Source organism: Pseudomonas sp. Larv2_ips (genome assembly GCF_963879675.1).
Classification (GTDB): Bacteria; Pseudomonadota; Gammaproteobacteria; order Pseudomonadales; family Pseudomonadaceae; genus Aquipseudomonas.
Window position 1 is genome coordinate 933,221 of the sequence record NZ_CAWOAW010000014.1, and the last position, 26,494, is coordinate 959,714.

The 26,494-nt window shown below is 61.4% G+C and carries 29 protein-coding genes; 16 read left to right on the forward strand and 13 right to left on the reverse strand.

The annotated features are described in order from the left end of the window. Window positions 1–33: 33 nt before the first annotated feature. From AACV02_RS10795 to AACV02_RS10830, 8 genes are all read right to left on the reverse strand, one after another. The gene (locus AACV02_RS10795) at window positions 34–3,672 is read right to left on the reverse strand and encodes a transporter substrate-binding domain-containing protein (RefSeq protein WP_119739493.1); all 3,639 of its coding nucleotides are present in this window, start codon (window positions 3,670–3,672) and stop codon (window positions 34–36) included. Between the two features lie 8 nt (window positions 3,673–3,680). Next, window positions 3,681–4,304, reverse strand: a complete 624-nt coding sequence (locus AACV02_RS10800) for a response regulator transcription factor (RefSeq protein WP_106576804.1) — start codon at window positions 4,302–4,304, stop codon at window positions 3,681–3,683. Window positions 4,305–4,559: 255 nt separating this feature from the next. Then, complete coding sequence (locus AACV02_RS10805; RefSeq protein ID WP_119739496.1) at window positions 4,560–4,955, reverse strand: response regulator; 396 nt, start codon at window positions 4,953–4,955, stop codon at window positions 4,560–4,562. Window positions 4,956–5,127: 172 nt separating this feature from the next. Beyond that, on the reverse strand, window positions 5,128–6,459 hold the full coding sequence (locus tag AACV02_RS10810; RefSeq protein ID WP_106576802.1) for a deoxyguanosinetriphosphate triphosphohydrolase: 1,332 nt from the start codon (window positions 6,457–6,459) through the stop codon (window positions 5,128–5,130). 71 nt (window positions 6,460–6,530) lie between these two features. Beyond that, window positions 6,531–7,694 (reverse strand): EAL domain-containing protein, encoded by a 1,164-nt coding sequence (locus tag AACV02_RS10815; RefSeq protein WP_119739498.1) that lies wholly within the window; start codon window positions 7,692–7,694, stop codon window positions 6,531–6,533. Between the two features lie 92 nt (window positions 7,695–7,786). After that, window positions 7,787–8,122, reverse strand: a complete 336-nt coding sequence (locus AACV02_RS10820; protein ID WP_106576800.1) for a hypothetical protein — start codon at window positions 8,120–8,122, stop codon at window positions 7,787–7,789. Continuing rightward, a complete protein-coding gene (locus AACV02_RS10825; protein WP_064451560.1) occupies window positions 8,119–8,505 on the reverse strand; it encodes a phage holin family protein in 387 nt (128 codons plus the stop codon). Before AACV02_RS10825 ends, AACV02_RS10820 begins: the two co-directional genes overlap by 4 nt. Window positions 8,506–8,509: 4 nt before the next feature. Continuing rightward, window positions 8,510–8,824, reverse strand: coding sequence for a DUF883 family protein (locus tag AACV02_RS10830; protein ID WP_106576799.1), 315 nt, complete (start codon window positions 8,822–8,824; stop codon window positions 8,510–8,512). Window positions 8,825–9,185: 361 nt separating this feature from the next. On the opposite strand from AACV02_RS10830, the gene AACV02_RS10835 reads away from it, so the two are divergent. Continuing rightward, window positions 9,186–10,394 (forward strand): ammonium transporter, encoded by a 1,209-nt coding sequence (locus AACV02_RS10835; protein WP_119740793.1) that lies wholly within the window; start codon window positions 9,186–9,188, stop codon window positions 10,392–10,394. Here the strand turns inward: AACV02_RS10835 and AACV02_RS10840 are convergent. After that, a complete protein-coding gene (locus AACV02_RS10840) occupies window positions 10,381–12,099 on the reverse strand; it encodes a cation:proton antiporter (RefSeq protein WP_119739500.1) in 1,719 nt (572 codons plus the stop codon). The two genes, AACV02_RS10835 and AACV02_RS10840, sit on opposite strands and share 14 nt — an antisense overlap. Window positions 12,100–12,425: 326 nt before the next feature. Here AACV02_RS10840 and AACV02_RS10845 point away from each other — a divergent pair, with 326 nt between their 5' ends. From AACV02_RS10845 to AACV02_RS10855, 3 genes are all read left to right on the forward strand, one after another. After that, window positions 12,426–12,662 (forward strand): glutaredoxin family protein, encoded by a 237-nt coding sequence (locus AACV02_RS10845; protein ID WP_106576797.1) that lies wholly within the window; start codon window positions 12,426–12,428, stop codon window positions 12,660–12,662. A gap of 74 nt (window positions 12,663–12,736) precedes the next feature. Continuing rightward, window positions 12,737–13,072: a hypothetical protein gene (locus AACV02_RS10850; RefSeq protein WP_017529348.1), complete on the forward strand. Its 336-nt coding sequence runs from the start codon at window positions 12,737–12,739 to the stop codon at window positions 13,070–13,072. 72 nt (window positions 13,073–13,144) lie between these two features. Continuing rightward, window positions 13,145–14,035 (forward strand): pseudouridine synthase, encoded by an 891-nt coding sequence (locus AACV02_RS10855; RefSeq protein WP_119740795.1) that lies wholly within the window; start codon window positions 13,145–13,147, stop codon window positions 14,033–14,035. Between the two features lie 56 nt (window positions 14,036–14,091). On the opposite strand, the gene AACV02_RS10860 is transcribed toward AACV02_RS10855, so the two are convergent. Next, window positions 14,092–14,313: a YgdI/YgdR family lipoprotein gene (locus tag AACV02_RS10860; protein ID WP_065901933.1), complete on the reverse strand. Its 222-nt coding sequence runs from the start codon at window positions 14,311–14,313 to the stop codon at window positions 14,092–14,094. A gap of 79 nt (window positions 14,314–14,392) precedes the next feature. After that, window positions 14,393–14,995: a molybdenum cofactor guanylyltransferase MobA gene (mobA, locus tag AACV02_RS10865; protein WP_119739502.1), complete on the reverse strand. Its 603-nt coding sequence runs from the start codon at window positions 14,993–14,995 to the stop codon at window positions 14,393–14,395. A 76-nt stretch (window positions 14,996–15,071) separates the two neighbouring features. On the opposite strand from mobA, the gene moaB reads away from it, so the two are divergent. After that, window positions 15,072–15,611: a molybdenum cofactor biosynthesis protein B gene (gene moaB / locus AACV02_RS10870; protein WP_119739504.1), complete on the forward strand. Its 540-nt coding sequence runs from the start codon at window positions 15,072–15,074 to the stop codon at window positions 15,609–15,611. A gap of 22 nt (window positions 15,612–15,633) precedes the next feature. Then, complete coding sequence (locus tag AACV02_RS10875; RefSeq protein ID WP_119740797.1) at window positions 15,634–16,821, forward strand: molybdopterin molybdotransferase MoeA; 1,188 nt, start codon at window positions 15,634–15,636, stop codon at window positions 16,819–16,821. 129 nt (window positions 16,822–16,950) lie between these two features. On the opposite strand, the gene AACV02_RS10880 is transcribed toward AACV02_RS10875, so the two are convergent. Together AACV02_RS10880 and fliK are read right to left on the reverse strand one after the other, a co-directional pair. Further along, a complete protein-coding gene (locus AACV02_RS10880; RefSeq protein ID WP_053255183.1) occupies window positions 16,951–17,280 on the reverse strand; it encodes an EscU/YscU/HrcU family type III secretion system export apparatus switch protein in 330 nt (109 codons plus the stop codon). Continuing rightward, window positions 17,277–18,854 carry a flagellar hook-length control protein FliK gene (gene fliK, locus AACV02_RS10885; protein ID WP_106577282.1) on the reverse strand — a complete coding sequence of 526 codons (1,578 nt, stop codon included), beginning with the start codon at window positions 18,852–18,854 and terminating at the stop codon, window positions 17,277–17,279. The genes AACV02_RS10880 and fliK overlap by 4 nt, the downstream gene beginning before the upstream one ends. A 200-nt stretch (window positions 18,855–19,054) precedes the next feature. On the opposite strand from fliK, the gene ccmA reads away from it, so the two are divergent. The 10 genes from ccmA (at window position 19,055) to AACV02_RS10935 (ending at window position 26,408) form a co-directional block, all read left to right on the forward strand. Then, window positions 19,055–19,690, forward strand: coding sequence for a cytochrome c biogenesis heme-transporting ATPase CcmA (gene ccmA / locus AACV02_RS10890; protein ID WP_106576794.1), 636 nt, complete (start codon window positions 19,055–19,057; stop codon window positions 19,688–19,690). Beyond that, complete coding sequence (gene ccmB / locus AACV02_RS10895) at window positions 19,687–20,355, forward strand: heme exporter protein CcmB (protein WP_003189951.1); 669 nt, start codon at window positions 19,687–19,689, stop codon at window positions 20,353–20,355. The genes ccmA and ccmB overlap by 4 nt, the downstream gene beginning before the upstream one ends. Before the next feature lie 81 nt (window positions 20,356–20,436). Continuing rightward, window positions 20,437–21,192: a heme ABC transporter permease gene (locus tag AACV02_RS10900; RefSeq protein WP_106576793.1), complete on the forward strand. Its 756-nt coding sequence runs from the start codon at window positions 20,437–20,439 to the stop codon at window positions 21,190–21,192. Continuing rightward, the gene (gene ccmD / locus AACV02_RS10905) at window positions 21,189–21,365 is read left to right on the forward strand and encodes a heme exporter protein CcmD (protein ID WP_106576792.1); all 177 of its coding nucleotides are present in this window, start codon (window positions 21,189–21,191) and stop codon (window positions 21,363–21,365) included. The genes AACV02_RS10900 and ccmD overlap by 4 nt, the downstream gene beginning before the upstream one ends. Next, window positions 21,362–21,817, forward strand: coding sequence for a cytochrome c maturation protein CcmE (ccmE, locus tag AACV02_RS10910; protein ID WP_106576791.1), 456 nt, complete (start codon window positions 21,362–21,364; stop codon window positions 21,815–21,817). The genes ccmD and ccmE overlap by 4 nt, the downstream gene beginning before the upstream one ends. 4 nt (window positions 21,818–21,821) lie before the next feature. Next, on the forward strand, window positions 21,822–23,810 hold the full coding sequence (locus tag AACV02_RS10915) for a heme lyase CcmF/NrfE family subunit (protein ID WP_119739506.1): 1,989 nt from the start codon (window positions 21,822–21,824) through the stop codon (window positions 23,808–23,810). Beyond that, complete coding sequence (locus tag AACV02_RS10920) at window positions 23,807–24,343, forward strand: DsbE family thiol:disulfide interchange protein (RefSeq protein ID WP_119739509.1); 537 nt, start codon at window positions 23,807–23,809, stop codon at window positions 24,341–24,343. The genes AACV02_RS10915 and AACV02_RS10920 overlap by 4 nt, the downstream gene beginning before the upstream one ends. Beyond that, complete coding sequence (locus AACV02_RS10925) at window positions 24,340–24,813, forward strand: cytochrome c-type biogenesis protein (RefSeq protein ID WP_119739511.1); 474 nt, start codon at window positions 24,340–24,342, stop codon at window positions 24,811–24,813. Before AACV02_RS10920 ends, AACV02_RS10925 begins: the two co-directional genes overlap by 4 nt. Further along, window positions 24,806–25,996, forward strand: coding sequence for a c-type cytochrome biogenesis protein CcmI (gene ccmI / locus AACV02_RS10930; RefSeq protein WP_106576787.1), 1,191 nt, complete (start codon window positions 24,806–24,808; stop codon window positions 25,994–25,996). The genes AACV02_RS10925 and ccmI overlap by 8 nt, the downstream gene beginning before the upstream one ends. A 16-nt stretch (window positions 25,997–26,012) precedes the next feature. Then, complete coding sequence (locus AACV02_RS10935) at window positions 26,013–26,408, forward strand: hypothetical protein (RefSeq protein WP_119739513.1); 396 nt, start codon at window positions 26,013–26,015, stop codon at window positions 26,406–26,408. Window positions 26,409–26,494: the final 86 nt, after the last annotated feature.

Here is a 26,494-nt window from a genome sequence, read left to right on the forward strand (position 1 = left end):
GGCGGCAGGGAGAGTGCAAAACACTCGCCCTGCCTATTGCAAGGCGTCCAGTTCATTAAGGCGCATCTGCAGCATCCTCTCCAATTCAAGCATGCATTTTTCCAGGGTCTTGATGCCGGTTTCGATCCTCGGCCGATCTTCACCTTGCGCGCAGGCGTGCTCCAGCGCTTCACATTCGCCGGCCAGCGCAGCGGCCTGCACGATGCGCGCAGCTCCCTTGATCTTGTGGGCCTGGTCAATGATGGCCTGGGGCGATGCCTGTTGCGCCAACATGGCGGTCAGTTCCTGACGGTCATGCCGGCTGCTGTTAAGCAATTCCTCGAGCAGGCGGCGACTCAGCTGTGGGTCGCCGCCCGTCAGCGCCTCCAGGCTGCTGAGGTCGAGCCTCACACCGCCGGGTTGCTGGCCGATCTGCGCCAGTTGCCGCTCCAGCACTGTCAGGCTGATTGGTTTGAACAGGCAGTCGTTCATGCCCGCTTGCGCGCAGCGCAGTTTCTCTTCCGGCTGAGCATTGGCGGTGAAGCCCAGCACGACGCAGGCCGGCAGCTGTTCGCGCTGTTCATACTCACGGATCGAGCGGGTCAATTCGTAGCCGTTCATGATCGGCATGTTGCAGTCGGCGATGACCAGGTCGAAGCGTTCCTGACGCCATGCCTTGAAGCCGGCGGCACCGTGCTGGGCTGCGGTGAACTGATGTCCCAGGTAACCCAGTTGTTGGCACATCAGCAGGCGGTTCGCGGGATGGTCATCCACCACCAACACGTTGAGCACCGGCGCAAGCGCCGGGGGCGCGGGTTTGAGTTCACCCACGGGCTGGACCGGCTGCAGGCGCGGCATTGTCAAGTTGACATGCACTTGGGTGCCCACCATCGGCACACTGCTCAGGCTCAGTTGCCCGCCCATCATCGCGCACAGGCTTCGGCAGATCACCAGCCCCAGGCCGGCGCCGCTTCTGGCCAGGTGCCCGGAGTTGTCGGCCTGGGCAAACGGCTCGAACAGGCGCAGTTGGTCGTCGCGACTGATACCGATGCCGGTGTCCTCGACCACCAGTTTCATTTCGACCTGCTGCGGTTGATCGGTGGGTTGCACGTCCACCTTGATGTGCACCCGCCCGCGCTCGGTGAACTTGATCGCATTGCTCACCAGGTTGGACAGCACCTGTTTAAAGCGTAACGGGTCGATCAGCACCTCGGTGTCATCCTGCTCGGGCTTGAACTCCAGCAGCAGGCTGAGGGTTTTCTGCCGTGCCAGGCCGTCGAACACGCGCACCACCGATTCGATGACTTCCCGCAGGTTCACGCGTTCCGGCGCCAGGCTCAAACGGCCGGACTCGATGCGCGCGATGTCCAGAATATCGCCGATCAATTCCAGCAGGTCTTTGGCCGAGTTGTAGGCCACTTCGATCGCCGGGCGGTCGAGATGGCCCTGGTCAGCCCGCTTGAGGGTCAACTCCAGCATGCCGATCACGGCATTCATCGGCGTGCGGATTTCATGGCTCATGGTGGCAAGGAAGGTGCTTTTGGCCCGGTTCGCTTCATCGGCGCGTTCCTTGGCGGCGCGCAACTCGTCGAACAGCTGGCGCCGCTCACTGATGTCGATCCAGCCCCCGATGATGCCCTGGACTTCACCGACGGAGTCACGGTAAGGAAGAATCCAGTGATAGATCGTCAGTTTTTTTCCGTGCAGGTGCAGGGTGCGGTCGAGAATCAGTGGGTTGCCTTGCGCCACGACTTGCTGGTAGTCCGCGTGGTATTGCGCGGCTTCCGATTCCCGGGCCATGTCCATCTGGATCACGCTCTTGCCGATCACGTCTTCACGCTTGACGTCGAAGACCTGCAAGTAACTGTCATTACAGGTTTGCAACAGGCCGTTTCGATCACGCACATAGATCGGGTGCGGGGTTTCGTTGACCAATGCGCGCATGAACTCAAACTGATCGTTAAGGGCGCGCTCGGCCATTTTTCGATGTTTGATCTGGCGGCGCATGTGGGCGTTCCAGGTCAGTGAAATCAGCAGCAACAGCCCGGTGCCGACGATGATTTGCGCGATCAACTGGTGGTAATTGCGCCAGTAACTGTCGGGGGCGGCGGTATAGCCTCGCCAGCGACTGTTGATCACGCCCATTTCGTCTGGAGCAATGCTCAGCAGGGCCTTGTCCAGGATTGAACTCAATTCGACGGCGCGGCGAGGTGTTGCCAGGGCGAACGTGGCGGGTAGGGTGCCGATACTGGTGCTGATCTGCAGTTTGTCCTGGAAAACCTGGGAGGACAGGAAGTAGTTGGCGATCACCAGCGAGTTGACGGCACCTTCCACATTGCCTTGGGCCAGCATTTCGGATGCCTTGAAGGTGTCGCTGACCTCCACCAGGCGAATCTGCGGGAAGTCCTGCGTGAGGATTTTTTCCAAGGGGTTGCCCACGGTGATCGCCAGGCGCTTGCCTGCCATCTGCTCCAGGTTCGAGGGCGCGCCGGGCTCTTTGCGGGTCAGCAGGACGTAGGAGTTTTCCAGGTAAGGGCGACTGAAGCTCAGCGAAGCCTCCCTTTCAACGCTGGGGACAATGGCCCCGATGATATCGGCTTTACCGGTGGTGACCTGCTCGATCATCGCGTTGACTTCGCGACTGCGCAGGATCTTGAAACGTAACCCGGTGCGCAGGCGTATCAGTTCCAGCAAGTCTGCGGTGATGCCGCGAAAATTGCCTTCGGCGTCGAAAAACGTCAGCGGTGCGAAGGTCTCATTGACGACGACTGTCACCACCGGATGGTCTTTGAGCCAACGCTCTTCGCGCTGGGTCAGCTGTAGTTTCTTGTCGGTCAGCAAGATATCGCTGCCGGCGCTCCAGCGCTTGGCAATACTGTCGCGTTCATTGATGGGGATGGCGGCCAGCACCGAATCGACGATGCTCAGCAAAGTGCGCTGATCCTGGCGCAGCGCAAAGCTGAAGCCGTAGGCTTCATGCTTGCCGAAGTTGGCCATGCGGATGTTTTTCAGGTAGCCCTTGTTGATCATGTAATGGGTGGAAATGGTGTCGCCCAAAAACACGTCGGCCTGATCGAACGCCACCGCATTCAACGCGTTTTGGTACGAGGGGTAGGCGCGGATGTTGGCCTTTGGATACAGCTTCTGCACTTCGCTCAACGGCAGGTAGTGGTAGACCAGGCTCAAGCGCAGTCCGGCCAGCCCATTGCCCAGGTTGTAGGTTTCACCCTCACGGGTCACCAGCACGGGTTGGTCCACCGCGTATGGCTGCGACAGGATGAGATTCGGGTTGGCGGCTTCAAAGCCGTTGGAGGAGCCCAACAAGTCAATTTCGCCCGTTTCAAGCGCGTGGATCGAGGCTTCTCGGGTGGGGTAGCGCACCACCTTCACGGGCAATGCCAGGGCTTGGGCCAACAGCCCTGCGTAATCGGCGGTCAGGCCCTCGTAGTCGCGGCCGCTGGAGGTCAGGTCGAAGGGCGGGTAGTCCGGAGCCGAAGTGCCGAGCACCAACTCGCGTTTGTTCTGTAACCACTGGCGCTGGGCCTTGTCCAGTTGAACATCCAGTTGTACCGCACTTGCACGGCTCAACAGCGTGAAGTGTTCCGGGCCGGGAGCGGGGTCCGCAGGCACCGTCGTGCTGAAACACACACCGGCGATTAATATAATCAAATAGTCCTTTATACGGCTGGGCATCCGCTTTCTCACACTAGCGCGTTTCGTTTTGCCATCTCGATAAGTTCTACCAAGGACTTGGCTTTAAGTTTTTGCATCAGCCTTTTTTTGTAAGTGCTTACTGTTTTGTTACTTAAAAACATGCCTTTGGCGATTTCCTTATTGGTACGGCCTTGTGCGAAAAGTTGTAAGACCATCAGTTCCCGATCGTTCACTGTTTTAAACAGTTCAAGTTCCAGCGTGTCTGTGCCGTCTGCATTACCATTGAGCGCCTGGCTGGGAAAATAGTTGTAGCCCGACAATACGGCGCGGATCGCACTCAGCAGTTCGCTCAGGTCGCCTTCCTTGCACACATAGCCATCCGCGCCCGAGCGCATGCAGCGCGTGGCAAACAGCGTCGGGCTCTGGGCGGTCAGAATCAGGGTTTTCATCGATGTGTTCATGGCGTTGAATCGGCACAGCACTTCGAGGCCGTCAAGTTTGGGAATGCTGATATCCAGAATGATCAAGTCCGGCAGGCATTCGCGAACCATTTGTATCGCATCACAACCGTTGTCCGTTTCACCGACGACTTTATAACCCTCATGTTCCAGCAACATGCGGATCGCCAGCCTGATAACGGGGTGGTCATCAATGATAAAAACCGTGTTCATAATCACATTCCATGCAAGTGCAAATAAAGCGGGCACATTAGCTCAGAAGAAGAGGGAGGAGCATGAACCATGGTGGGAACAGGTATAAAACAGGAGAATTCCTACATGAAAAAAGGTAGTTGCCTACCAGTTGTTAAGGCTTTGTGACGCTGGATGTAAGCAGGTTTTAAATCAGTGCGGTCATTGGCAGTGCCAGCGATTCAGCGCTTGGTTCAGGTATGTTTTCGTAGGGGGGCAGAGTTTAAAGTCCTACATTTATAATCGGACCAGAGGGGCAATCAACTTTTCGAATTCGTCTTTATTCAGCGGTTTGGATAAATAACCAAGCAGCGGCAAACCACGCTGCAGGGCTTGGGTGGTCAGGTTGAACAGTTCCGAGGAAGGCAGCCCGCTCAGCAGAATGGCGCCGGTTATAAAGTGTTGGCGACTGGCGATTTCCACCAGCTCCAGGCCGAGTAAATCAGGCAGGCACTGGTCGCACAGCATCAGGTCAAATGGCCTTTTGGACTCAGACATCGCGCGGATCGCCTGTTCGGCATTTTCTGCCAGAGTCAGGTGGTCGAAGCCGAAGGTGTTAAGCAGGCACTGGGTGGCCAGAAGCTGAAAGGGGTGATCCTCCACCAATAGGATTCGAAGAGGGTGTCTGGGCATAGGGGCACACGGGTCAGTCAAGCGTCGATGGGGTGGCGCGTAGGAATTGCTCGCCAGGTCCGCCAGAAGCGGGCGTGATTATTCCTTGAATGAGTGTACGAATTCGATCAGGCAGCTCTGTTCCCTTCGTAGGCAGATTCTGTTCGGGGAACAGGCGGCGTGATCGAAAGCGTCATTGTGGGCTCGAACGCCCGGTCATCTCCCGTGCCATCTCGGTGGCGTAGCTGTCGGTCATGCCGGCAATAAAGTCGATCATGCGCATGAACGAGGCGTGCAACGGCCACGCCGGGTCCGGTGCGCTGTTGCCGAGCAGGTCGAGGATGCGCCGGTTCTTGAACGACGGCGTGCGCCCGCCGTGTTGCTCCAGCGCGGCACCGCAAAACGCATTCAAGAGGATTTCGAGGGTGGTGTAGGCACCGATTTCATGCAGGGTCTTGCGCTTGTCCTGGAAGATTTTCTTGCGGGCCATGTCCTTGGCATCCAGCACGCAACGCTTGGCGGGGCCATGCATGTGCTCCACCAGATCGCCCGGCAGTGTGCCGGCCAGCAACGCATCCTGCTGTTCCACGAAAGCCCGGGCAGCGGCATTGGTCAGGTGCTCGATGGCCTTGCCGCGCAAAATCGCTAGCTTGCGCCGGCGCGAGTCTTGCGCGCCCAGTTGTCGATAAGTCTGGGGCAGGTCGTCACCGACCAGGTCGAGCAACAACGACTCGACCTCGGCGTATTCGAGCAACTCCATTTCCAGGCCGTCTTCGAGATCGATCAAGGCGTAGCAGATATCGTCTGCCGCCTCCATCAGGTACACCAGTGGATGACGGGCCCAGCGTTGTTCTTCCAGCTGCGGCAGGCCCAGCCTGTGGGCGATCTGCTCAAGAATCGGCAGCTCGCTCTGGTAACAGCCGAACTTATGCTTCTTGTAGCCCAGCGAGTCCGCGTGGCGGGCGGTCCAGGGGTATTTCAGGTAGGTGCCCAGGGTGGCATAGGTCAGGCGAGTGCCGCCGTCGAACTGGTGGTACTCAAGCTGGGTAAGCACCCGAAAACCCTGGGCGTTGCCTTCGAAATTGAGAAAGTCATTGCGCTCGGCGCTGCTCATGTCGTCCAGCCAGCCGCGGCCGGCCGCCTGTTGGAACCAGTGGCGGATGGCATCTTCGCCGGAATGCCCGAATGGCGGGTTGCCGATGTCATGGGCCAGGCAAGCCGATTGCACGACCATGCCCAGATCGCTGGGGTCGCACCAGTCGGGCAGGGCGCTGCGCAGGGTTTCGCCCACGCGCATGCCGAGGGAACGGCCGACGCAGCTGACTTCCAGGGAGTGGGTCAGGCGCGTATGAATATGATCGTTGCTGGACACCGGGTGCACTTGGGTCTTGCGGCCCAGGCGGCGGAAGGCGCCGGAGAAAATAATACGGTCATGGTCTTTGTGAAACGGGCTGCGGCCGAGTTCTTCCGGGCTGTGCAGAGGCTTTCCAAGACGTTCGCGGGTAAGCAGGGTGGGCCAATCCAAGGCGGGTACTCTCCGTGCGGTGAATGACCCTCCCAGCTTCCCGGTTCAGCTGCACCGGGGCAAGCGAAAATCTACAAGCCGGCCGCGTCTATATCGATTAACAGCAAACGCTGACCGTTATCGAAGAATTGTCCGGCGGTCAGGCAATACTGATTGGTGGTGGCGTCGCGGTAAGTCTGGGAGAGGGTCAGGCGTCGCTCCTCCCAGCCTTCGGCCAGCAGGTGATAGAAGTAGGGGCGCCACGACCAGTTATGCCCCAGGTAGCGGCTGTCGGCCTGCCAGGCGTCCTGGCGCCATTCGAAGTTGGGCGTCAGCTGGGTGCCATGCCGGTCGCACTGATAAAAGCGCAGCAGCCAGGGGAAATCCGGCAATTGAGGTAACTGTTCCAGCGGTGCCTGGCCCTGTGCCCAGTTCTGCAGGATCAGCATCAGCTGGGCCAGTTGCAGGCGCAACTGCATGATGCGGCCGCGTTCAGCCAGTTTTTGCTGCACGTAAACCGTGCGCAGCCGGGCAAACTGCGGCACGAAGGCATCGGTGGCAAACCAGTCGAGTTGCGCTTGGGCAAACAGGTAACCCTGTACGTACCGCGCGCCGCATTCCAGGGCGAAGCTCAGCTGCGCCTCGGTTTCCACGCCCTCGGCGATGATCCAGCAGCCCGTCTTTTCGGCCATTTGCGCCAGCGCGCGCACGACCTCACTGCTTGGTCCGCCCTTGGCGGCTTCCTGGAACAGGCGCATGTCCAGCTTGAGGATATCCGGCTGCAGCGCGAGCACCCGGTCAAGCTGGGAGTAGCCGGCACCGAAGTCATCGATGGCAATGCGTGCACCGGCCTCACGATAGCGCGCCACCACCTCGGCCAGACGCTGGATGTCACCGCCCAGTTCGGTGATCTCGAACACAATGCGCTGCGGATCGACGCCATGCGCATGCACCTGCTTCAGGCTGGGCAAGGCTTGGCCGGCGCGCAGACGGTTGATCCAGCGGGGCGAGATGTTCAGGCTCAGAAACCAGTCTGCAGGCGCTTCATGCAGGCGGCTCAAGGCATTGTCGCGGATCTGCCGGTCGAGGCGGCGCAAGGCCACGCCTGGCGTGCGCGGGTCGGCAAACAGCGGGCCGACTGACAGCAAGCGGCCATCAGCCTGGCGCAGACGGCCGAGTGCCTCGACGCCGGCGATGCGCCCGGTGGCAGTGTCGATGAATGGCTGGAAACAGGCGAGCGGTTGCCCGTCGATCACGGGGCCTCCTTAAGAGAGCTGGCGAAAAAAGGCCCGGCCCTCAGTAACGAGGGCCGGGCCGATTCTGTTTGCAAGAATGCAGCCAGTCGCGATTAACCCTTGCGCCCTGCCATGGCCAATTTGATCAACGGGATCAAACCGGCGCCCAGCCGCACCAGGCGCGTCACGCTGCTGATACTGCCGGCCTTGGCGCCCTTGCCGGTAAAAAAGCCCATCAGCGTCACTGCAGCCACGCCCCACAGCGGCGCATGCTTGATGCCCAGGCTGTCCTGCCAGTTATGGCGCAGGTCACGCACTTTGTTCAGCGGGACCATCAGTTGCTGAGACTCATGGCGGATTTCCTGACGGTGCATTTCCATGCGCAGGCGGATCAACGCCTTGCGCATTTCCCGGCGGGAGGTGTTTTGCGGGATTTCAGTCATGCTCATGGCAGCAGGCGCTCCCGATCATTGGCCAGCTCTTCGAGGGTGGCGTGGAAGGGCGTGGATTCATCGAATATCGCCGCTTTCAAGCGCACTCCGCAAAACGCTGCGGCCAGGCTGTAGAACACGCAAAGGCTGATAATCCCGGTGAGACGGTAAGTGTCCCAGACCAGAATCATCACCAGCGCCGATAACCCCACCAGCAACAATAGGGCAAACACCAGCGCCAGGCCTGCAAACAGCAGCAAGCTGACCGTGCGGGATTTCTGCTCCTGCAACTCGATGCCAAACAATTCGACGTGGCTGTGCAGCAAGCCCAGAACGGCCGCGCCCAGGCGTCGGGAAGTGGAGCTTGAGCTCGTGGACGAGCCGGATTCGCCGATAGACATGGTATTAGCGCCTTGTAGCCAGCAGACCGATCAGAAAGCCAACGCCGGCGGCAATGCCGACTGACTGCCAAGGGTTGGCTTGCACGTAATCTTCGGTGGCGGTGACAGCCGCCTGGCCGCGTTCACGCAGGGAATCTTCGGTCAGTTGCAGGGTTTCGCGGGCCTTGAGCAGGCTGTCGTGGATTTTTGTGCGCAGCTCGTCGGCCTGGTCGCCGGCCAATACCGCGGTGTCGTCCAGCAACCTTTCAGTGTCACTGACCAAGGTTTGAAAATCCGCCATCAGTATTTCTTGAGCAGTCTTTGCAGTTCTTCGGGCCATGGTTATCTCCGTGATTGGCTGATCTGTGCGTCTGGTGCGTTACGTTTGTTTTCGAGTCACCGGTAACGGTGAAGGTTCACTGCAATTGTCTGGTACAGCTTTTGCTTTGCCTTGGTGCGCCTGCCCCAGGGTATGCGCTGAATCCGGGCGACCCGAGGCTAATGCCTTGAAAAACCTTACCCTAAATCAATAAAACCCGCGGAAAAACCCTGTCGGCAACGGCCTGTTGTGTTGATCGCTGCGCTAAAGCGGTTCACACCTTCTGCACAGAGGTGGGATCGGTGGTGCCAATTTAGTGCGCGACACCCCGGCTTGAACCGCTTTGGTGCTTTTTGCCTTTAATGCAGGCCTGCCAACCTCCATGGAAAATATGCAAAGTGCGGTGGACACGCTTGTTCACAGCTCCAACACCCTGTTCATCCTGATCGGTGCGGTCATGGTTTTGGCCATGCATGCCGGCTTCGCGTTCCTGGAAGTCGGTACCGTGCGCCAGAAAAACCAGGTGAATGCCCTGTCGAAGATCCTCAGCGATTTCGCTATCTCTACCCTGGCCTATTTCTTTATAGGCTATTGGATCTCCTACGGCGTGACCTTCATGCAACCGGCGGCGGTGATCAGCGCCGATCATGGCTACGGCCTGGTGAAGTTTTTCTTCCTGCTGACGTTTGCAGCGGCGATTCCGGCGATTATTTCCGGGGGTATTGCCGAGCGCGCCAGGTTCGCTCCGCAGCTGTGTGCCACCGCGCTGATCGTGGCGTTTATCTATCCGTTTTTCGAAGGCATGGTGTGGAACGGCAACTTCGGCCTGCAAGCCTGGCTGCTGGCAACCTTTGGTGCCAGCTTTCACGATTTTGCCGGTTCCGTGGTGGTGCATGCCATGGGCGGCTGGCTGGCGCTGGCGGCGGTGCTGCTGCTGGGACCGCGCAATGGTCGATACCGGGAAGGGCGCTTGGTGGCCTTTGCGCCGTCGAGCATTCCGTTCCTGGCGCTGGGCTCGTGGATCCTGATTGTCGGCTGGTTCGGCTTTAACGTGATGAGCGCGCAGACTCTTAATGGCGTCAGCGGCCTGGTCGCCGTGAACTCGTTGATGGCCATGGTCGGCGGCACCGTTGCCGCGTTGGTGATTGGCCGCAATGACCCAGGCTTCCTGCATAACGGTCCGTTGGCCGGGCTGGTGGCGATCTGCGCCGGTTCCGACCTGATGCACCCGGTGGGCGCGCTGGTCACCGGTGCGGTGGCCGGTGGATTGTTTGTGTGGTTCTTTATCGCGGCCCAGGATCGCTGGAAGATCGACGATGTGCTGGGTGTATGGCCGCTGCATGGCTTGTGCGGCGTGTGGGGCGGCATAGCATGCGGCATCTTTGGCCAGACGGCCCTTGGCGGCCTGGGCGGTGTGAGCCTGATCAGCCAGTTGATCGGCACGGCATTGGGCGTGGCGGTGGCGCTGGTCGGCGGGCTGTTGGTGTACGGCGTGATCAAGCGCGTGCACGGGCTGCGCCTGAGCCAGGAGCAGGAGTACTACGGCGCGGACCTGTCGATCCACAAGATTGGGGCGGTCAGTCAGGATTGAGCGGTTTTTCGGTCTGCGCATCAAAGCCGTGCAATAGGCGATAACGGTCATGGCGCACCTCATCCACCCGCGCCTGCACCTGGTGGTCCGGCAGGCCCAGCAGGATCAAGGCGTGGGAGGCGAGCATCAGGCTCGATTCCAGTAACTCGGGCACCACTTCGCTGGCGCCCGCAGCTTTCAACTCGGCCAGTTGGCTGTCATCGCGCGTGCGCACCAGCACGGGGACGTGCGGGTTGATCCTCCTGGCTTCTTTCAGGACGGTCAGGGCCACATCGCTGTTATCCACGGCAATCACCACCAGCCGCGCGCGCTCCAGGCCGACCGCACTGAGCAAGGCCCCACGGCGGCAGTCGCCGTAATGCACGCTGCTGTCTTCGGTAGCGGCCTCTTTCACGCGCTCGGGGTCGTCATCCAGGGCGATGAACGCCTGATGTTCCCGGCGCAAAAAGCGCCCGATGGATTGCCCGACGCGGCCATACCCGCAAATCACCGCGTGGCCATGTAAGTCGGCATTGAGCGCGGTGATTTCCTCCAGTTGCACCTGCTGGTTGGGCTTGCGGTGCAGGCGCAGGGCGATGCCCGGTGCGGCGCGCAGCAACAGCGGGGTCAGCAGCATCGAGCAAAAGGTGGCGGCCAGCAGCAAACCGTTGAATTCGTCCGGAATCAGCCGGCTCTGCTGCATCTGCGCCATCAACGCGAAGCAGAATTCGCCGCCTTGCGCCAGGGCAAGGCCGCTGCGCCATGCGGTTTCACCGTCGCTGCCGCGCAGCTTGACCAGGGCTGCCACCACACAGCCCTTGATCAGCATCAGCGCGAGGGTCAGGCCGAGGATCAGCAGGCTGTGGCTGACGAACAGCTGCAGGTCGATAAGCATGCCGATGCTGACGAAAAACAGCCCAAGCAGAATGTCGCGAAATGGCCGTATGTCCGCTTCAATCTGATGCCGGTAATGGCTTTCCCCCAACAGCATGCCCGCCAGAAAAGCCCCGAGGGCAGGGGAGAGGCCGAGCAAATGCGTGAGCCAGGCGGTGAGCAAGACGATCACCAGCGCCAACAGCACAAACAGTTCAGCCGAATGGGACGCGGCAACTTCGTGGAACAGGCGGGGCAGCAACCAACGACTGGCGAACAGCAATCCGACGAACAACAGCACGGTTTTGCCCAGCGTCAGCGGCAGTGCCCAATACCAGGCGTGTTCGCTGCCGCCGGCAAACACCGGCACCAACGTGAGCAGCAACACCGCCACCACATCCTGGAACAGCAATACGCCAATTGCGTTCTGGCCGTGGCTGCTGAAGATTTCCCCCAGGCTGCTCAGCTCCTTGCTGACAATCGCGGTGGAGGACAATGCCAGCCCCGCGCCGAGCATCAGCGCGACGCTTGGCGACAGACCGAAGCCCATTAACAGCCCTCCCAGCAAGGCTGCACACCCCAGCACCTGCAAACTGCCCAAGCCAAACACCACGCTGCGCAGGGCAAGCATCTTGGTCAGGGAAAACTCCAACCCCAAAGAAAACAGCAGGAACACCACCCCCAATTCGGCAAGGTCGGGCAGCTCTTCGCTGTCATTCACCCAATCCAGAGCGGTGGGCCCCAACGCCAGGCCCACGCACAGGTAACCCAGCACGGGCGGCAATTGCAGGCGGCGAAACAGCGCTATCACCACCAGGGATGAGGCCAGAATGATCAGCAGATTGGCAAACACAGGCGGCTTCCTTGCAGGTTGAGCGGACAAAAAGGCGCGAGAATCGCTGAATCAGTTATAGGCCATGGTGATCTGGGTCAGGCTTTCCATTCCAAGCGGGCTAGTTGTGGCCAGCGGGCCCGTCGTGGTGAGCGGGCTTGCTGTGGCGAGCGGGCTTGCCCCGCGTTGGGGCGCGAAGCGCCCCTGAAGCCTGCCTACGAGTCCATCCAGAACAAACACACCAGCCGCCTGAGCCGTTTCGCCAATCAACGCAGATCAAGCCCGCTCGCCACCGGTATTTGGCAGGCTTAGAATGGTTGCCCGTTTCCTGATCAGGCCTATTCGCCATGCTTCCTGAATGCCAGTTGTTCGGCACCCTGGGTTGCCATCTTTGTGAGATTGCCGAAGTCGAAATCATGCCGCTCGTCGAACACGGGTTGCTGGTGGAACTGGTGGATATCACCGACCCCGATGACCTTACAGACGCCTACAGCCTGCGGATTCCGGTGCTTCGCCGGGTGGATACCGGGGCCGAGCTGGACTGGCCATTCGACACAGCACAGGTGGTTGCCTTCCTGTCCTAGGCGTTCTCCGATGGCGAGTTTCCAAATATTACGTTACTGTATGTTTGTACAGCGATTGAATAGAGGGAACGCCCGTGGTGAATGTTGAACAATTGAAAAGCAGCGTCAATCGCATGTCCGCCGACGTCGTGCGCGACGCGGTGAACGAGCTGCGCCTCGACGGCCTGGTCACGGAAGGCAAGACGCCGTTTAACAAAGTGCATTTCAATACCTGCTTTGCCGAAATCGAAGCGTTGTTCCAGCGCGCCGGTTATCACAAACAGTTGGATGTAGTGGGTTACCAAGGGTTGTTGTACGCGCTTTACGATCCCGGTCGCTGGGAAGCGGTGGACGTGCTGCGTTGGCTCAAGGAGTTCACCGAAGCGGCCAGCGCTTCGCCGATCCTGCGCGCGCAATTGGCCAAGGCCTGAGATCCGCCCTAGGCTCCATCGCGCTCCATGCGGGATAATGCCCGCCTGATTTTCCAGGCCTCGAGCATTGTCATGTCATCTTCCGGTTTTTCCGCGTCGCAACACCAAGCCAGCACGTTGTATTTGCCACCTGGCCCGTGGACGACGGTGCTGGAGTGTCTGTGTGAGCATTTCCCTGCGATTGGCCGTGAACGCTGGCTGGACCGCATCGCCCGTGGCCGTGTACTCGACATCAACGGCACGCCGATCCAAATGGATTTGGCCTACAAGGAAGGCCTGTGCATTTACTACTTCCGTGAAGTGCCGAATGAGAAAGTCATTCCGGTTGAGGAAACCATCCTGTATGCCGACGAGCACCTGGTGGTCGCCGACAAACCGCATTTTCTCCCGGTGACCCCGGCGGGCGAGTACGTTGAACAGACCCTGTTGCGCCGCTTGATCCGGCGCCTGGATAACCCTGCTCTGGTGCCCTTGCACCGCATCGACCGGCACACCGCAGGGCTGGTGCTGTTTTCGGCCAACCCGCACAGCCGTTCAGCCTATCAACAGCTGTTTCCAACGCGGCGCATCGACAAATTCTACGAAGCCATCGCTCCCGCGTTGCCTGATTTGACCTTCCCCATGGTTCACAAAAGCCGTCTGGTGGAGGGCGAACCGTTCTTTCGCATGCAGGAAGGCCCCGGCGTCAGCAACACCGAGACGGTGGTAGAAGTCCGTGAGAAAAACGCCGACCTGTGGCGTTACGGCCTGTTCCCCGTTACCGGCAAGAAGCACCAGTTGCGCGTACACATGACCGCGCTGGGGGCGAGTATCTGCAATGACCCGTTCTACCCCGACGTCATCAAGGACGCCGAGGACGATTACGCCAACCCGCTCAAACTGCTGGCCCAGGGCGTGCGGTTTATCGACCCGGTCACCGGTGAGCAACGCGATTTCCGCAGCCTGATCACCCTCGACTGGTAAATCCCGGAAACGACAAGGCCCGCGCGAGGCGGGCCTTGTGGGTCCAGCGTTAAGACTTACAGGTCTTTAACGGTACGAACCTGATCCTTGTTGATGCGAGTCTGCTTGCCGTCAAGTTGTTCGAACTCGTAGAAGCCCGAAGCCTTATCGAATTTAGGGGTGTCGACGGCCTGGATTTCGCGACCGTCATTCAGGGTGATCACTGTAGGCGAGGCGCAACCGGCGAGAGTAGCGAGGCCCAGTGCAAGCATGAGAGCGGCGATGGTCCGTTGAGTCATGAGTGTGTCTCCGAGAGAATGCTTTTAAATTGCTGACCTTGTGACGCGCGGCGCGTCGACAAAGTTCCTTGTGCGAGGTTCATTCTGACACGCCGCAGGCTGCGTGCAACAGTTCAGGTGTATTCAGGTTGGCCAGGCGCGGGTCATTGGCCGGGCACTCCAGGCCCACGCCGCCCAGTTGCAGCAGAATCTTGCGCGGGCTGCGTTCACCGGCGTCCCAGGCCCGTTCTACCTCAGTTTTAAGGTGGGTTGGGATGATGCAAATCAAGGGTTCCCAGAATTCGCCCTGGCGCACCATCACCGGCACCTGCGGCGTGCGGCGTGCAGTTTCACGCAGATCGGCAAGCAGCGCCGCGTCGATGTTTGGCACATCGCAGGGCAGTATCAGCAGATGCGCATGGCGCGCGGCGGCGAGCCCGGCGCGGATGCCTGCCAGCGGGCCGGGAAAGTCCGGGCTGTCGTCGCTCACCAACTGGTCGGCGTAGGGCGCATACAGGTCATGGTTGCGATTGCACGAGATGATCAGGTCATCCGTCAGCGCCCGGGTCAGGCGTTGCAGGTGGGCAATCAACGGCTGGCCGTGCCACGCCAGCAGGCCCTTGTCCTGACCACCCATGCGTTGGCCACGGCCACCGGCCAATAGCAGAATCGAACAGGGCAGGGGCGAAGAATCGAGAGACATGGCGGTTCCGCAGCGGCAGGTAAATAGGGCCCTGTGATATAACATCGGGCTGTTCCTTCGACAACCGGACCGAGCCATGAACGCCAAGGCTGATGCGCCCTTCGTACCCCTGAATATTGCTGTACTGACTGTCAGCGACACCCGCACCCTGGACACCGACACCTCGGGCCAGGTCTTCGTCGACCGGCTGACCGCCGCCGGCCACACCCTGGCCGAGCGCGTGCTGCTCAAGGACGACCTCTACAAAATCCGCGCGAAAGTCGCCCACTGGATCGCCGAAGACGTGGTGCAAGTGGTGCTGATCACCGGCGGCACCGGCTTCACCGGCCGCGACAGCACGCCCGAAGCGGTGAGCTGCCTGCTCGACAAACACGTCGACGGCTTTGGCGAACTGTTCCGCCAGATCTCCGTGGCCGATATCGGCACCTCTACCGTGCAATCGCGCGCCCTGGCCGGCCTGGCCAATGGCACGCTGGTGTGCTGCCTGCCGGGTTCGACCAACGCGGTGCGTACCGGCTGGGACGGCATCCTCGCCGAGCAACTGGACAACCGTCATCGCCCGTGCAACTTCGTTCCTCACTTGAAGCAGGCCCAACCCTGCGAATCCCGTGGATAAGCCCGGCAAAACCGGCGCCCTGATGCCAGTGGAAGACGCGCTGCGCCAACTGCTGGACATGGCCGAAGCCGCGCCGATCCGTGATCCGCACGTGGTGCCGCTGGCCGACTGCGACGGCCGCGTGCTCGCGCAAGACCTGATCTCTACGCTCGACTTACCGCCCTGGCCCAACAGCGCCATGGACGGTTACGCCCTGCGCCTGGAGGACTGGAACGGCGAGCCGTTGCCCGTCAGCCAGCGCATCTTCGCCGGTCAGGCGCCGCAGCCGTTGGCGGCTGGCACCTGTGCGCGCATCTTTACCGGTGCGCCGGTGCCCGAAGGCGCCGATTGCGTAGAGATGCAGGAAAACGCCGTGGTCCACCCCGACGAACGCGTGAGCTTTACCGAGCCGTTGCACGCGCATCAGAACATCCGCCCGCAAGGCCAGGAAACCACCGTCGGCGAGTTGGTGTTGAGCGCCGGCACTCGCCTGGGCCCGATCGAGCTGGGCCTGGCCGCCTCACTGGGGCACGACCGCTTGAACGTGGTGCGCCGCGTGCGCGTGGCCGTGTTGTCCACCGGCGACGAGTTGATCGAGCCCGGTTTGCCGCTCGGCCCGGGGCAGATCTACAACAGCAACCGACGCGTGCTGTGCAGCTGGCTGGCGCGCATGGGCTGCGAGGTGATCGACGCCGGGATTCTGCCGGATGACCTGGAGAAAACCCGCAAACGCCTGTCGGACCTGGGCACTGTCGACCTGATTCTGTCGACCGGTGGTGTGTCGGTGGGCGAGGCTGACTTTCTCGGCATCGCCCTGCGTGAGGAGGGCGAGTTGGCCCTGTGGAAGCTGGCGATCAAACCAGGCAAACCGCTGACCTTCGGGCATTTTCGCGGTGTGCCGGTGATCGGCCTGCCCGGCAACCCGGCCTCGACCCTGGTGACCTTTGCGCTGCTGGCGCGGCCTTATCTGCTGCGCCGCCAAGGCGTGCAAGATGTCGAGCCATTGCGTTTCGAAGTGCCGGTGGGTTTCACCTGGCCCAAGCCGGGCAACCGCCGCGAGTACCTGCGCGGGCGTATCGAGCAAGGCAGGGCGATCATCTACCGCAACCAGAGCTCCGGCGTGCTGCGCAGCGCGGCGTGGGCAGAAGGGTTTGTGGAGGTGTTGGAGGGGACGACGCTGGCTATTGGGGATCGCGTCAATTTCATTCCCCTGAGTGAAGTCCTGAACTGACAATAGAGAATTACTGTGGGAGCTGGCTTGCCTGCGATAGCGGTCTGCCTGTTCCAGATAAGCAAGCTGACACATCGCTATCGCAGGCAAGCCAGCTCCCACATGTGTATGCGTGAATGTCTGAGTTGCTCAGTAATCATCCCCACGCTCAGTCACATCCCGCTCCACCGGCTCGGCATTCGGGTCGTAGCCTACCGGGAACTTGCCCTTCAGCGTCCACGCAAACGCGATAATTTCTGCCACCGTGCGGTACAACTCTTCGGGGATGCTGTCGCCCAGCTCCATGCGCGCCAGCAGCTTGACCAGCTCGGCGTTCTCATAGATCGGCACTTCATTTTCCCGCGCCAGCTTCAAAATAGCTTCGGCCAATGCATCGTCGCCCTTGGCCGTCAGGGTCGGCGCTTGCTGGCCGTCGTACTTGAGGGCAATCGCCTGGCGTGGTGGGGTTGGATTTTTCATGCGGTTTCATCCACCCAGCGTTGTTCCAGGCCGGTTCTTGGTCCGCGCGGTGGGGTGCCGAGGTGGCAATCCAGGTCGCCGACGTTGAGGCCCGAGGTCACCAGGCGCTCGCGCAAATGGCCCAAATGGCTTTCGATCAAACTGGCGGTAAAGGGCCGGGTTGCCCACAGCTGGCTGGACAGTTTGCCCTGGGTCAGTTGCGCCTGAACCTGCAATGGCCCCAGCGGCTCCATGTCGAATGCCAACTCGACGCGCCAGAGCATCTGCTTGGGGTCTTTCTTGTCTTTGCGTTCGGGCTGGTCCTTGTCCGGCGTCGGTTCCTCGCGCTGGAACTTGACCTGCAACGGCACGATGTCCTGCAAGGTGCGCATGGGGATTTCCAGTTGCCAGGTGGTTTGCAAGCGGCCATCGGCGGTGGTGCCGGTTTGCTCCAGGCTCGACAGCTGATGGCTCTGCAGGCGCGAAATCGCACCGGCGGCCAGGCGCAGCAGGTTTTCCAGGTCGCTTTCGCCTTCCAGGCGCTGCATCAACCGATCCGGCAGCGGAAAGCCGGCGGGTGCCTGGCGCGCGCCGATCTGGCCGAGCGTATTCAGCGGGTTACGCACAAAATTGGGCAGTACCTGAGCTAGGGTATTGGCGGCGAGGATGGCATTGAGGTTGGTGGCACTGGGCAGGGCCGGCAGCAAGTCGGCGACCAGGCGCAGCAACGCGCCTTTCATGTCCAGCGGCGGGATTTGCGGGTTTTGCCCGGCGAGTAACTTGGCCTCCAGAAACGCGCCGCTGTTCTGTACCAGCTGCGCCAACACCTTGGGATTGCTCACTTGTGCCAGGTCGGGCAACGCCGCCAGCAACCGCGCCGCCGCGGCGCGCAGGTCGGTGGACGTGCTGTCGTCGGTGGGCAGGTTTTGCAGGGCGGTGAAGACCACGTCCAGCGAGCCTTGGCGACTTTGCTGGGTGGAAAGCTGTTGAGCCACCGCCAATTGATCCTTGAGCCCGCTCAAGGGCACGAAGTTCAAGGTCTGCGCATTTTGCACCACGGCGCTGAGCAAGCTGCCCACCCGCAGTGGCTGCGGGCTTTCCAACGTCAGCGTGGTGCCGGCGAGGGCGTTGTTGAGCACCGTCACCAGCGAGCGGTAGATCGCCGGTTGCGTGGTGCCTTGCGGCAACATCTGGGTGGTCAGCACCTTGGCTTGCAACAGCGTGCCCACCGGCATTTGCGTGGTGTCGATACGGGTGAGGGCGGCCACGTTGGCGCTCAAGGCCTGCTGCAATGAGAGCGTCAGGTTGCCGGCTGGTGTCTGGCTCACCGCTACATTGCTGCCCAACGGCAGAGGCTGGGCGCTGCTGGCTTGCACCAGGGTCTGGCGGCCGCCTTCAAGGGTCAATTTGAGCAACAGCTGAAACGCATCGCCGCCTTGTTTAAGCGCGATCACCTCGGCGTTGGCGGTTTTCCCAGGGTCGATCAGTCCGGCCTGCGGCTCCAGCAGTTTGAGCAACTCGCCGGTCGGCGGCAGCGGGGCAGGTCCGGGCGCCGGGGCAGGAGGCAGCGTAGGAAGGTTGATCTCACCGGTCATCGTGCGCATCGTCTCTGGGGAAATTGCCCTCTTTAGAGTAGGGCATCACATGTATAATGCCGCCCGTCTGCAAAGAGAGCGGTAAAAACCTCACAACTATTTGATCCAGCTCTCTAAAATCGGTCGCCAAAGCCGTTATTGTGCATCTCTCTATAACGGCCGCTGCACCGCCGACTTGAACCGTAAAGGCCCGCGATCTCTTGACCAGCCCTCTTCTTGAAGCCGTAGCGCTCGCCTGTGAACGCGACCTGCGGATGCTGTTCGAACACCTCGAACTGCGTCTGACGGGCGGCGACATGGTGCAAATCAGCGGCCCCAACGGCAGCGGCAAGACCAGTTTGCTGCGCCTGCTGGCCGGTTTGATGCAGCCGACGGCAGGGGGCGTGCGTCTCAACGGCAAGCCGCTCAACGAACAACGCACTGAGTTGGCCCGCAACCTTGTCTGGATCGGCCACGCCGCCGGCATCAAGGACGTGCTCACTCCGGAAGAGAACCTCAGCTGGCTCAGCGCCCTGCATCACCCGGCCTCCCGTGATGCCATTTGGCAAGCCCTGGCGGCCGTCGGCCTCAAAGGCTTTGAAGATGTTCCCTGCCATACCCTGTCCGCCGGCCAGCAGCGCCGCGTAGCGCTGGCGCGTTTGTACCTGCCGGGCCCGCCGCTGTGGATTCTCGACGAACCGTTCACCGCCCTCGACAAACAAGGCGTCGCCCAGCTCGAAGAACACCTGGCCCGGCACTGCGAGCAGGGCGGTTCAGTGGTGCTCACCACGCACCACACGCTGACGCGCATGCCCGCCGGTTACCGTGATCTGGATTTGGGCCGGTGGTCGGTATGAGTGTGTTCGCGCTGTTGGTCGCCCGTGAAGCACGGCTGTTGTGCCGTCGCCCGGCTGAATTGGCCAATCCGCTGGTGTTCTTTGCCATCGTCATCGCCTTGTTCCCGTTGGCGGTCGGTCCCGAGACTAAACTGTTGCAAACCTTGTCCCCAGGATTGGTGTGGGTCGCTGCGCTTTTATCGGTGCTGCTCTCGCTGGACGGGCTGTTTCGCAGCGATTTCGAAGACGGTTCCCTCGAACAGTGGGTCCTTTCGTCGCACCCGCTGCCACTTCTGGTTCTGGCCAAGGTACTGGCACACTGGGCTTTTTCCGGCTTGGCGCTAGTCTTGCTCTCACCGTTGCTGGCAATGATGCTGGGCTTGCCCGTCGAATGCCTGCCGGTATTGTTGCTGTCCCTGTTGCTCGGTACGCCGGTGCTCAGCCTGTTGGGGGCGGTGGGCGCAGCGTTGACCGTCGGTTTGAAGCGGGGCGGCCTGTTGCTGGCCCTGCTGATTCTGCCTTTGTATATCCCGGTGTTGATCCTGGGCAGCGGCGCCTTGCAGGCCGCGCTCATGGGCATGCCGGCGACCGGTTACCTCCTGTGGCTTGGCAGCCTGACCGCCCTGGCGGTAACCCTGACACCCTTTGCTATAGCGGCTGGCCTGAAGATCAGCGTCGGCGAATAATGAGGTCTGGTTAAGCGTTATTAACCAGTAAAGACCCTGAGTTTCTCGCCAAGACGAGAAACCACCGTGATGGAAACAGCAATGAACTGGACCTGGTTTCACAAGCTCGGCTCGCCCAAATGGTTTTACGGCATCAGCGCCAAGCTGCTGCCGTGGTTGAGCGTCGCCGCCGTGTTGCTGATCGGCATCGGCCTGGTCTGGGGCCTGGCCTTCGCACCGCCGGACTACCAGCAAGGCAACAGCTTTCGCATCATCTATATCCACGTGCCTGCCGCGATGCTGGCGCAGTCCTGCTACGTGATGCTGGCCGTGTGCGGCGTGGTCGGGCTGGTGTGGAAGATGAAGCTGGCCGACGTCGCCCTGCAATGCGCGGCGCCCATCGGCGCGTGGATGACCGCCGTGGCGCTGGTCACTGGCGCCATCTGGGGCAAGCCGACCTGGGGTTCATGGTGGGTGTGGGACGCGCGCCTGACCTCGATGCTGATCCTGCTGTTTCTGTACTTCGGCCTGATCGCCCTGGGCAATGCCATCAGCAACCGCGACAGCGCCGCGAAGGCCTGCGCGGTGCTGGCGATTGTCGGCGTGATCAACATCCCGATCATCAAATACTCGGTGGAGTGGTGGAACACCCTGCACCAGGGCGCCACGTTCACCCTGACCGAAAAACCGGCGATGCCCGTGGAAATGTGGGCGCCGCTGCTGCTGATGGTGCTGGGGTTCTACTGCTTCTTCGGCGCCGTGCTGCTGATGCGCATGCGTCTGGAAGTGCTCAAGCGTGAGGCCCGCACCAGCTGGGTCAAGGCCGAAGTGCAAAACAGCCTGGGAGCGCGGGGATGAGTTTCAACTCTTTCAGTGATTTTCTCGCCATGGGCCACCACGGCCTGTATGTCTGGACGGCCTATGGCATCTGCCTGGCAGTGCTGGCCCTCAACGTCGCCGCGCCGATCCTGGCCCGCAAGCGTTACCTGCAACAAGAGGCGCGTCGTTTGCGCCGGGAGACCGATAAGTGAATCCGCTGCGTAGAAAGCGTCTGTTGATCATCCTGGCCATCCTGGTCGGTGTGAGTGTTGCCGTGGGCCTGGCGATGAGCGCCCTGCGGGAGAACATCAACCTGTTCTACACCCCGACCCAGATCGCCAACGGCGAAGCGCCGGTAGACACGCGCATTCGCGCGGGCGGCATGGTGGAGAAGGGCTCGCTGAAACGTTCCGGTGATTCCCTCGACGTCACCTTCGTGGTCACCGATTTCAACAAGGCCGTAACCATCACCTATCGCGGCATCCTCCCGGACCTGTTCCGCGAAGGCCAGGGCATCGTCGCCCTCGGCAAGCTCAATGCCGACGGCGTGGTGGTCGCCGATGAAGTGCTGGCCAAGCACGATGAGAAATACATGCCGCCGGAAGTCACCAAGGCCCTGAAAGACAGCGGCCAACCCGCTCCAACCCCAGCAAAGGAGGGCTAAGTTGATGACGTCCGCACTGTTTATTCCCGAGCTGGGCCAGTTGGCGATGATCCTCGCCCTGTGCTTTGCCATCGTGCAGGCCGTGGTGCCGTTGCTTGGCGCCTGGCGCGGCGACCGCCTGTGGATGAGCCTGGCCCAGCCGGCCGCCTGGGGGCAGTTTGCCTTTCTGTTGTTCGCGTTTGGTTGCCTGACCTATGCCTTCATGACTGACGACTTTTCCGTCGCCTATGTCGCCAACAACTCCAACAGCGCGCTGCCCTGGTACTACAAATTCAGCGCCGTGTGGGGCGCCCACGAAGGCTCGTTGCTGTTGTGGGCCTTGATTCTCGGCGGCTGGACCTTCGCCGTGTCGGTGTTCTCGCGCCAACTGCCGCAAGTCATGCTGGCGCGGGTGCTGGCGGTGATGGGCATGATCAGCATTGGTTTTCTGCTGTTCCTGATCATGACCTCCAACCCATTCAGCCGCATCCTGCCGCAGATCCCTGTGGACGGGCATGACCTCAATCCATTGCTGCAAGATATCGGCCTGATCGTGCACCCGCCGATGCTCTACATGGGTTACGTGGGTTTCTCGGTGGCCTTTGCCTTCGCCATCGCTGCCTTGCTCGGCGGGCGTCTGGATGCCGCCTGGGCGCGCTGGTCGCGGCCGTGGACCATCGTCGCCTGGGCCTTTCTCGGTATCGGCATCACCTTGGGCTCGTGGTGGGCCTATTACGAACTCGGCTGGGGCGGCTGGTGGTTCTGGGACCCGGTCGAAAACGCCTCGTTCATGCCGTGGCTGGTGGGCACCGCGCTGATTCACTCGTTGGCCGTCACCGAAAAACGCGGCGTGTTCAAAAGCTGGACCGTGTTGCTGGCCATCGCCGCGTTTTCCCTCAGTTTGCTTGGCACGTTCCTTGTGCGTTCGGGCGTGCTGACGTCGGTGCATGCGTTTGCGTCCGACCCGGCGCGCGGCGTGTTCATTCTGATCTTCCTGCTGTTTGTGGTGGGCGGCTCGCTCACCCTGTTTGCTTTACGCGCGCCGGTGGTCAAGAGCCAGGTCGGCTTCAACCTGTGGTCGCGTGAAACGCTGTTGCTGGGCAATAACCTGGTGCTGGTGGTGGCCGCCTCGATGATCCTGCTCGGTACCTTGTACCCGCTGGTGCTGGACGCGCTGAGCGGCGCCAAGCTGTCGGTTGGCCCGCCGTACTTCAACGCGTTGTTTATCCCGCTGATGGGCCTGCTGATGGTGGTGATGGCAGTCGGCGTATTGGTGCGCTGGAAAGACACCCCGGTGAAATGGCTGGCTGGCATGCTGATGCCGGTGCTGCTGGGCAGTGTGGCCTTGGCGGTGATCGCAGGCTTTGCCTATGGCGACTTCAACTGGGCGGTGCTCGCGACCTTCCTGCTCGCCGCCTGGGTATTGCTGGCCGGCGTGCGCGACATTGTCGACAAGACCCGCCACAAAGGCCTGATCAAAGGCTTGCCGACATTGACCCGCAGCTATTGGGGCATGCAGGTCGCGCACCTCGGCATCGCCGTGTGCGCCCTCGGCGTGGTGCTCTCCAGCCAGAACAGCGCCGAGCGCGACCTGCGCCTGGCACCCGGCGAGTCCATGGACCTGGCCGGTTACCACTTCATCTTCGAAGGCGCCAAGCACTTTGAAGGCCCGAACTTCACGTCGGACAAAGGCACTATTCGTGTGGTGCGCAACGGCAAGGAAGTGGCCGTGCTGCACCCGGAAAAACGCCTGTACACCGTGCAAAGCTCGATGATGACCGAGGCCGGCATCGACGCCGGTTTCACCCGCGACCTTTATGTGGCGCTGGGCGAGCCGCTGGGCGACGGCGCCTGGGCGGTGCGCGTGCACGTCAAACCGTTTGTGCGCTGGATCTGGTTTGGTGGGTTGCTCACCGGCGTGGGTGGCTTGCTGGCCGCGTTGGACCGGCGTTATCGCGTCAAAGTAAAAAGCCGGGTGCGCGAAGCCCTCGGCCTGCAAGGAGCGCCGGCATGAAGCGTTGGTTGATGGTGTTACCGCTGGCGGCCTTTCTGGTGGTGGCGGTGTTTCTTTATCGCGGGTTATACCTGGACCCGGCCGAGCTGCCTTCGGCGATGATCGGCAAGCCATTTCCGGCGTTCAGCCTGAAGACCGTGCAGGGCGACAAGACCCTGACCCAGGCCGACCTGCTGGGCAAGCCGGCGCTGGTCAACGTGTGGGCGACCTGGTGCATCTCGTGCCGCGTCGAGCACCCGGTGCTGAACAAACTCGCCGAGAAGGGCGTGGTGATCTACGGCATCAACTACAAGGACGACAATGCGGCGGCCTTGAAGTGGCTGGCGGAGTTCCACAACCCGTACCTGATGGATATCCGCGATGAAGACGGCAACCTCGGTTTGAACCTCGGCGTGTACGGCGCTCCGGAAACCTTCTTTATCGACGCCAAAGGCGTGATTCGTGACAAGTACGTCGGCGTGATCGATGAAGTGGTCTGGCGCGAGCAACTGGCCGCCAAGTACCAGGCGCTGGTCGATGAGGCCAAGCCATGAAGCGTTTGTTAGCCGCTGGCGTGTTGGCGCTGGGGTTGGTCGGCGTGGCCCACGCCGCCATCGACACCTACGAATTCGCCAAGGACGGTGACCGTGAGCGTTTTCGCGAACTGACCAAGGAACTGCGCTGCCCCAAGTGCCAGAACCAGGATATCGCCGACTCCAACGCGCCCATCGCCGCCGACCTGCGCAAAGAGATCTTCCGCATGCTGGGGGAGGGCAAGGACAACCAGCAGATCATCGACTTCATGGTCGAGCGCTACGGTGATTTCGTGCGTTACAAACCGGCCCTTACCGGCAAGACCGCGCTGCTCTGGTTCGGCCCCGCCGGGCTGCTGCTGACCGGTGTGGTGGTCATGGCCGTGATCGTCCGCCGCCGCCGCGCCGCGCCTACCGATGGCTCCGACGCCTTATCCCCCGAAGAGCGCAAACGCCTCGACCAATTGCTGGACACCAAGACTGATGATTGATTTTTGGCTCGCAGCAGGGTTGCTGCTCCTGATTGCCCTGAGTTTCCTGTTGATCCCTGTATTGCGCGGCCGTCGCGCCCAGCGTGAAGAGGACCGCACCGCGCTGAACGTAGCGCTTTACCAGGAACGCGTCGCCGAGTTGCAAGTGCAGCAGGACGAAGGCGTGCTGAATGCCGCGCAACTCGACACCGGCCGCGCCGAAGCGGCCCGTGAGCTGCTGGCCGATACCGAAGGCGCGGAAACGCCTCGCGAATCGCGCCTGGGCAAACCGTTGCCGTTTTTGGCGGCGTTTCTGGTGCCGATCCTGGGCGTCGCGCTGTACCTGCATTACGGGGCCAGTGACAAGGTTGAACTCACCCGCGAATTCTCCCAGCCGCCGGTGTCGATGCAAGACATGACCCAGCGCCTGGAACGCGCCGCCGCTGCCCAGCCGGATTCGCCGGAAGGGTTGTACTTCCTCGGTCGCGCCTACATGGCCCAGGACCGTTCCGCCGATGCGGCCAAAGTCTTCGAGCGCACCGTGGCTTTGGCCGGTCGCCAGCCGGAACTGCTCGGCCAGTGGGCGCAGGCGCAGTATTTTGCCGACAACAAACAGTGGTCGCCCAAGGTGCAGGCGCTGACCGATGAAGCCTTGAAGCTGGACCCCAAGGAAGTCACCAGCCTTGGCCTGTTGGGTATTGCCGCCTTTGAAGGCCAGCGTTATCAGGACGCCATCGACTATTGGAACCGCCTGTTGGCGCAGCTGCCACCGGAAGACAATTCCAGGGTCGCGCTGCAAGGTGGTATCGACCGAGCGGCGGAAAAGCTCAGGGAGAGCGGCGGTACTGTCGCTCAAGCGCCCAAGGCTGTTCTTAAAGTGCGCGTGGATTTGTCCGCCGAGGTGAAGGCCAAAGCCCTGCCCACCGACAGCGTGTTCATCTTCGCCCGTGCCGTCTCCGGCCCGCCTGCACCGCTGGCGGCCAAGCGCGTGACCGTCGCCGAACTGCCTGTCACCGTCGAACTGGGCGATGCGGACGCGATGATGCCGCAGTTGAAACTGTCGAACTTCCCCGAAGTCCAACTGGTTGCGCGCATATCCCGGGCCGGTCAACCGACCGCTGGCGAGTGGATCGGCCGCAGCCAACCCTTGGCCAGCACTGCCACTGCGCTGCAGCAGCTGACCATCGACAGTCCGGACAAGTAAATCGAGGAAAACGCCTATGACCGCCTTTGCACGCATCACCCTGCTCAGCCTGATACTCGGCCTGAGCGCTTGTGCGGTCCACCGGCCACCTCCGGCACCCACCGGCCCGACCATCCCGCCGTCGGGCCCTTCGACCCAGCCAAGCACCCAACCGTCCGGCCCGGTGACCCCGCCGCCGAAACCGCTGCCAAGCAAATCGCCGACCTTCGCCCCACCACCGGGCGCCGCCAGCCACTGGGACGGCAAGATGCAGGTGTATGTGCTGGAAGAACAGCCCGACACCTTCTACCGCCAGCGCACCTATTACCGCTGGAGCAACGGCTGGAGCCGCTCCATCAGCCCGAACGGGCCGTGGGAAGAGACCGATGTGCACGGCGTACCGCCGGGGCTGAGCAAGCAATACGCGCAATGACAAAAGGCGACCTTCGGGTCGCCTTTTTCATACCCGTGGAATGCATTCTTGCATCCACTGGAGGCCAAATGTGGGAGCGGGCTTGC